Genomic DNA, 7,072 nt, shown 5'->3' with positions numbered 1-7,072 from the left:
CCCCCCCCCCCCCCCCCCCCCCCCCCCCGCCCCAGTTTCTGCCTGCTTCCGGCTGTCCGAGCCGCAGCTGTGCTCTGCTCAGGGCAGTGCGGAGAAGGCCGCTGCAAATTCGGGGGCGACATGGCTGAGCGTCGGCGGCTGGCCCCATGAGTCATCCACTGACGCAGCGGCGACGTGAGCATCGATGACCGCCAGGCTCAGGGCATCCGCGGCAGCTGCCGTGATCGTCACCTGGTCAAGTGTCGAGGCGGCGAAGTCATCAGGAAGTCCAACTTCACCGGTGGCGATGCCGAAGACTGTATCGCCGTCGAAGAGCGTGTGCGAGGGCCGGATCGCGCGGGCGATTCCGGCCTGGGCACCAGCGGCCATCCGTGTGACTTGGGCAGGATCCAACGCCGCGTTCGTGGCCACGATGGCGATGGTTGTGTTCTTCGCCGAGGTGGCATCCACCGTGGATGTGGGAGGTGCGGGCAGATGCCCGATGCTCGGCAGATCGAACCCATAGGAGTGCAGGAGAGGGTGCGCCCACAGTGTGCCACCGGGCGTCCCGATCGTACCGAAGGGGTTAGCCACCACAAGCGCGGCAACGAGGTATCCGCTGGGCAGACGGATCGAGACGGATCCCAGAGAGCTGCGCATGCTCTGCATCCCCGAACGAGCACCGAGACCCGCGCCGAGGCTGCCCCTGACTGCGGTGGATCCTGCCCCATCGTGGGTAGATCGAAGGGCCGCACGGGCCGCGGTCGCCCCGTCGGAATCCGTGGGCGGACACACGGGCCCATCACCTCGCCCGAGGTCGTAGATCGCGGCAGCAGGGACGAGTGGAACGACGGTATCCGTCAGGCCGGGGGCAGGGAATCCGCGTCCCGCTTCGGCGAGCGTGCGAACGACACCGCTCACCGACTGCAGACCCAGGGCCGAGCCACCGGTGATCACGATCGCATCGGCGCCGTAGGAATGAGTGCCGGGAGCGATGACGTCGGTCTCATGGGTGGCCGGGCCGCCGCCGCGGACGTCGACGCCCACCCTGGCACCCGGTGGAGGCAGGACGGCAGTCACCCCGGTCAGCCCATCCGGGGCGAACCGACCGGCGTGGCCCACAGCGATTCCCGGGATCTCCAGAATTCCCCGACCCCGGATCGGGCCTGTGGTCATCGTCCCTGAACCCAGGCCTCGACCTCTGCGCGGGTGCGCGGGAAGCCTGCGGACAGGTTCTCGACACCGTCAGCAGTGACGAGGACGTCGTCCTCGATGCGCACACCGTTGCCGCGGAATTCCTCGGGCAGGAGCAGGTCATCGGTTTTGAAGTACAGGCCCGGTTCGATCGTGAAGACCATGCCGGGTTCCACCGCGGCATCGAGATACATCTCGGCGCGAGCCTGGGCACAGTCGTGGACGTCGAGTCCGAGGTGGTGGCTGGTTCCGTGGACCATCCAACGGCGGTGATGCTGGCCCTCCGGCGACAGCGACTGTGCCGCGGAGACCGGCAAGATGCCGAATTCCTCGAGGCGGACCGCGATGACCTCCATCGCCGCTTCGTGGATCTCGCGGAACTTCACCTCGCGGTTGACGTGGTCAGCGGCGACGGTGAAGGCAGCGTCCGAGGCGTCGAGGACGGCGTCGTAGATCTTGGCCTGGACCTCGGTGAAGGTTCCTGAGACAGGGAGCGTGCGAGTGATGTCTGCTGTGTAGAGGGAATCGGCCTCTGCCCCGGCATCGACGAGGACAAGGTCCCCGTCCCGGACCGCACCGTCATTGCGGATCCAGTGCAGGGTGCAGGCATGGTTGCCGGCGGCCGCAATCGTGTCATAGCCGATGCCGTTGCCATCGGATCGTGCAGCCGTTTCGAAGGCCGTCTCGATGACGCGTTCGCCGCGACGATGAGCGAGAGCGGTCGGCAGAGCGGCAATGACGTTGTCGAAGCCCGAGCGGGTGATGGCGACGGCTTCACGCATGGCCTCGACCTCGTGCTCGTCCTTGAGGAGCCGCAGCTCGGACAGCAGCTGGGCCAGTTCGGCATCGCCGGCCACCGAAGTCTCGAGATCGGCCTGCACCTGAGTGCGGGCGACGTCGATGACCGAGTCGATGCGGACATCGGCCTGGCGGACGAGTCTCACGGAGATCGCACCGAGGTCTTTCGTGATCGCGTCGTCGACCGTTGCTGAGCTCTCGGTGGCGATGCCCGTCATCGTCGACATCGCCTCGAGATCGGCGCGGGGTCCGACCCAATACTCGCCGTACCGGGAATCGGAGAAGAACTCGACGGTGTCCGAACCTGCGCGGGGACGGAAGTACAGGGTCACGCTGTGGGTGTCGTCCTCGGGTTCGAAGACGAGGACGGCATCCGGCTCTGAGTCGGCTTCAAGACCGGTCAGATGGATGAATGCCGAATGGGCACGGAACCGGTAGTCGGTGTCGTTGGACCGGACCTTGTGGCCACCGGCTGGGATGACCAGTCGCTCACCGGGAAAGGCTGCGGAGACCTTCGCTCGTCGGGCGGGAGTGAATCCGGCTGCGGCGAGAGCCTGGGCGTCAAGCGGTGTACGGTCCCACCCCTCGGCGACGAAATCGCGGAAAGCCTGCGAATTGGGGCGGTGGGAACGGTTGTTGACGCGATCGTCAAGGGCCTGGGTCTTCTCGGTGCTGTCTGCATTCTGGGCTGTCATGCTTCCATTCTAGGCACTGCCTGGAGACCATGCCGGGACGAGGACCAGTATCCCGCGCGACTGCGGATAGACTGGGTGCATGGTCAATGATCTCCATGTGCACACTGCATTCTCGGACGGGACTCAAACCCCGTCCGAACTCATATCCGAAGCGGCGATGGAAGGCATCGACGTACTCGGCGTCACGGACCATGACACGACCGCAGGGTGGGCGCCAGCGGAGGCTGCCGCCAGGGTCTACGGTCTTGGTCTGGTTCGGGGAATGGAGATCTCATGTCGGCATGAGGGAATCAGCGTGCACCTGCTGTCCTATCTCCACGACCCCTACGACACCGACTTGGCAGCAGTCGTCGAGGAGACTCGACGTGCACGTATGGACCGTACACACCTGATCATCGACCGCCTCGCGGAGGACTATCCCATCGACATGGATGCGGTCCTCTCCGTCTCCGGCGAAGATGCGACCATCGGTCGACCCCACATCGCTGACGCTCTGGTGGCTGCAGGACTCGTCGAATCGCGGACCGAAGCCTTCGCCTCGATCCTGTCCAGCCACGGCAAATACCATGTCAGCCTGCCGACGATCGACCCCATCACGGCCATATCACTGATTCGCGACGCTGGGGGAGTCTCCGTCTTCGCCCACCCGCGTGCCGCAATGCGCGGCCTGGTCGTACCCGATACGGCGATGACCGAATTCATTGCGGCCGGTCTCGACGGACTAGAAGTCGATCATCGTGACAACCCGCCGAACGAACGTGAGGTCATGCGCAGGCTCGCCCACGACCACGACCTCATCATCACTGGATCGAGTGACTACCACGGCACCGGAAAGCCCAACCGCCTGGGCGAGCACACGACCACGGACTATATGTTCGCCAAGCTCCTCGATCGTGCGAACTCCCGTCCCGGGGGAGTCGACTTCATCCAGGGCTGAGACGCAGCCGCTGGGTTCCGACGGCTGCTCACCGATTTCAACCGAGGATCCTGCGCAGTCGCAGCTTTCCCCATGTCAGGCTGAGCGCGTAGGACAGGACCGCGGTCAGTCCGAGGTATCCCACATACTGCGCGACCAGCAGCAGAGGCGAGGCTTCGATGACGAAGAGGTGCTCGAAGAACAGTTCGAGGAAGAACACATGAACGAGAAATGCGCCGAATGAGGCCGATGCCAGTTTGGTGAAGAAACGGTTCGTGCGTTCGCCCAGTTCGATGCGGGAGATGATGAGGATGACGCTGACCGCCAGTCCGACGATGAGCGGATTCGCATTGGCGATCGGATACGCGAAGTCCGATTCCCACCAGAAGACTCCGGCTGCGCAGGCTCCGAAGGCGAGTATCAGCGTCCACATCGGCGGACGCAGATCCTTCGCATAGTGGATGAAGAATGCACCCATGCAGAAGTACACCACCTGGTAGGTTGCAAAGCCCCATTTCCACGCGTCCTGGCTGGAACCGAGCTGCTCGAGCACGAACGGCGCCCACACGCTCGAACAGGCCAGCACGACTGCCAGACCCGCGAGCTTCCACGGCCGCTGTCCGCGCCAGAACAGCACGAGGGTTCCGAACACGAGGATGAGCGGGATATAGGCGTAGAGGTACCAGAGATGGAACGCCGGCCGGCCGGCCTCGAGGAAGGTTCGGACCAGATCGTGGCGGACGTCGACACCGTCGCTGTCGAAGAGATTGAAGCCGAGGATGAAGATGATCGACCATGCGAACAGCGGCACGAAGTGACGGATGATGCGGTCCCACACCTTCGCCCCTGACTTCGGAGGCGCACCCACGAGGGTTGCCCAGCCGGCGATCATGAAGAACATCGGGACCGCCCACGGATTGACCGCCTCGGCGAGGTGGCCCAACAGCCAGGCGTGATTGCTGTCTGCGTCCTGACCGCGTCCGATGAGGACTCCTCCGGAGTGGCCGATCATCACGGTCAGTCCAGCCAAGACGCGCATGACGTCGACGTCATGTCGGTGGCCCCGGGAGGCGAGAGGGAATTCCTGAGTCTGTATCTGGGGACGAATTCCATCCCGTGGTGCTGCTGCGACGGACTCCGCGTCCGGTCGGTGTGAACCGAACAAAACTCACTCTCGTTCATGCTAGACGACATGGGCTCCGCCATTGTCTGGGCACGAATTGAACGCAAGATGAACGAACGGCCCCGACCTTAGTGGTCAGAGCCGCTCGTTCGGTTGCGCCCGTTGGGGGCTTGCTGCCTATTCCGCGGAGGGCTGGCTGTCGCTGGGGGCACTCGAAGTGCGTCCCACAGGCTTGCCGCCACGGGTACGTCGACGTTCGCGGTTGCGTCGTGGCTTCTTCGTTCCTTCGTCACCCGTGGAGGGTCCGCTGCGGCCAGAGGAGCTGCCTCGGCGCTGTTCGGGCTTCTTCGGTCCAGAGTGGTCCTCGGCGCCTTCGGTCTGCTGTCGGCGCAGACGCCCCTTTGTCCCTTTCGGAATGGAGAGATCGGCGAAGAAGTGCGGTGACGTCGAGTAGGTCTCGGCCGGCTCGTCATGGTCGAGTCCGAGGGCCTTGTTGATCAGTCGCCAGCGAGGCATGTCGTCCCAGTCGACAAGGGTCACTGCGATGCCGGTGTTGCCGGCGCGGCCGGTGCGGCCGATGCGGTGGACGTAGGTCTTCTCGTCGTCTGGGCACTGGTAGTTCACGACGTGGGTGACATCGTCGATGTCGATTCCGCGCGCAGCGACATCGGTGGCGACGAGGACGTCGACCTGACCGTCGCGGAACGACTTCAGGGCCTTCTCACGCTGTGCCTGACCGAGATCGCCGTGCAGCGGTTTGACCGCGAAGCCACGGTCGCCGAGCTCAGCGGCGAGTTTGTCCGCGGTCCGTTTGGTGCGAGTGAAGATGATGGTGCGTCCACGTCCCTCGGCCTGCAACATGCGGGCGACGAGTTCGCTCTTGTCCATCGAGTGGGCACGATAGACGTACTGAGCCGTGTTCTTGCCCAACAGCGACAGATCTTCGTTGTCGTGGGCGCGAATATGGGTGGGCCGGCTCATGTAGCGGCGGGCCAGGGTGATGACCGCGCCGGGCATAGTGGCTGAGAAGAGCATCGTCTGACGGTGCGCGGGCACAGCGTTGATGATCTTCTCGACATCGGGCAGGAACCCGAGATCGAGCATCTCATCGGCCTCGTCGAGGACGACCGTGCGGACCTTATGCAGCCGAAGGACCTTGCGTCCATAGAGGTCGAGGAGGCGACCGGGTGTGCCGACGACAACATCGACACCTGACTTGAGCTTCTTGATCTGCGGGTCGAAGTCCATGCCGCCGTAGATCGTCATGATGTCGATGTCACGCTGTGTCGAGGCGGTCACCAGGTCGGCAGCGACCTGTTTGGCCAGCTCACGGGTGGGCACGACGACCAGAGCCTGGGGGAGGCGTGTCTCGGTGCTGTCAGACACGATGTCCGGCGTGTTCTCCGGGTCTGCCGAGACAGCGCCGTCTTCATTCTTGCCGATGACACGCTGCAGGAGGGGTATGCCGAAGCCCAGCGTCTTGCCGGTTCCAGTCTTTGCCTGTCCGATGATGTCGGCTCCGGACAGGGCCACCGGCAGCGTCATCGCCTGGATCGGGAACGGATGTGTGATGCCCTTGGCAGCCAATGCGGCCACGATCGGTCCAGCAACTCCAAGCTCAGCGAAATCTGGTTCTGTCTCCGCCATGTTTCAAACTCCTTTTAGCGCCTTCGCGCTCGTCATGGTCGTGAACCGGTACTCTTGAGTTATGCCCGATTCTGCCCCATTGGCCGGTAATAATGCTGCTACGCTCGCGCTGCTGGCGTTCGGCGAGTTGACCGCTTTCGAACGAATGGCCACCAACGCGACCACCGCGGTGCACATGGACGATAAAGTCACTCTGGCGCGGCTGGCCTCTCTGTCCTTTGCGAACTTCGAAGAGCTCTCGCAGCACATCAGTCGATTGGGCCAGGATGCGGTCGAGCTCTGTCAGCATTTCGAGCCGACCTTCACCGTGCTGGCTGAACGGACTCGTCCTCGTGACTGGCACGAAAGTCTCATGAAGGGATTCGTCTTCGACGGAATCATGAATGACTTCTACCGCACGGCCGTGGAGGAGCTCAGCGAGCCCGGATACAGCCTGGCAATTACAATTCTCGATGATACACGTGCGACCGAATATGTGCGCAATCGCCTGACCGCCGACGTCGCCGCCGACACCCAGCTGGCTTCGCGTCTGGCGCTGTGGGGCCGCAAGCTCGTGGCCGAAACATTGGGGCGCGCACGCAACCTTCTCACCGACTCTTTTCTGGGCATCGATGAGGAGTTGGTGGTGGCATCGATTCCGGCAGTGACGGCCAACCATTCGAAGCGGATGTCAGCCCTGGGGTTGGTGGCCTGAAGCTCCTTGATTCGGGTCCGTGAATA

General features: G+C 63.7%; 6 protein-coding genes. 2 read left to right on the top strand and 4 right to left on the bottom strand.

The genetic code is table 11. The features are described from left to right. Window positions 1–78: 78 nt before the first annotated feature. Entirely contained in the window at window positions 79–1,155 is a 1,077-nt protein-coding gene (locus ACE03M_RS10600) for a P1 family peptidase (protein ID WP_143921388.1), read from the bottom strand. After that, window positions 1,152–2,666, bottom strand: a complete 1,515-nt coding sequence (locus tag ACE03M_RS10595; protein WP_485933919.1) for an aminopeptidase P family protein — start codon at window positions 2,664–2,666, stop codon at window positions 1,152–1,154. Before ACE03M_RS10595 ends, ACE03M_RS10600 begins: the two co-directional genes overlap by 4 nt. Window positions 2,667–2,745: 79 nt before the next feature. Between ACE03M_RS10595 and ACE03M_RS10590 the strand changes: the two genes are divergently transcribed. Continuing rightward, window positions 2,746–3,603: a PHP domain-containing protein gene (locus tag ACE03M_RS10590; protein ID WP_143921390.1), complete on the top strand. Its 858-nt coding sequence runs from the start codon at window positions 2,746–2,748 to the stop codon at window positions 3,601–3,603. 37 nt (window positions 3,604–3,640) lie between these two features. On the opposite strand, the gene ACE03M_RS10585 is transcribed toward ACE03M_RS10590, so the two are convergent. Further along, entirely contained in the window at window positions 3,641–4,747 is a 1,107-nt protein-coding gene (locus tag ACE03M_RS10585; protein ID WP_260847997.1) for an acyltransferase, read from the bottom strand. Window positions 4,748–4,882: 135 nt separating this feature from the next. After that, on the bottom strand, window positions 4,883–6,352 hold the full coding sequence (locus ACE03M_RS10580) for a DEAD/DEAH box helicase (protein ID WP_143921392.1): 1,470 nt from the start codon (window positions 6,350–6,352) through the stop codon (window positions 4,883–4,885). Between the two features lie 61 nt (window positions 6,353–6,413). Between ACE03M_RS10580 and ACE03M_RS10575 the strand changes: the two genes are divergently transcribed. Next, window positions 6,414–7,046, top strand: a complete 633-nt coding sequence (locus ACE03M_RS10575) for a ferritin-like fold-containing protein (protein WP_143921393.1) — start codon at window positions 6,414–6,416, stop codon at window positions 7,044–7,046. Window positions 7,047–7,072: the final 26 nt, after the last annotated feature.

It is taken from the genome of Brevibacterium sp. AGC70, assembly GCF_057334195.1.
Note: the sequence above shows the minus strand (reverse complement) of the source record. Positions and strands in the feature narration are given on the sequence as shown.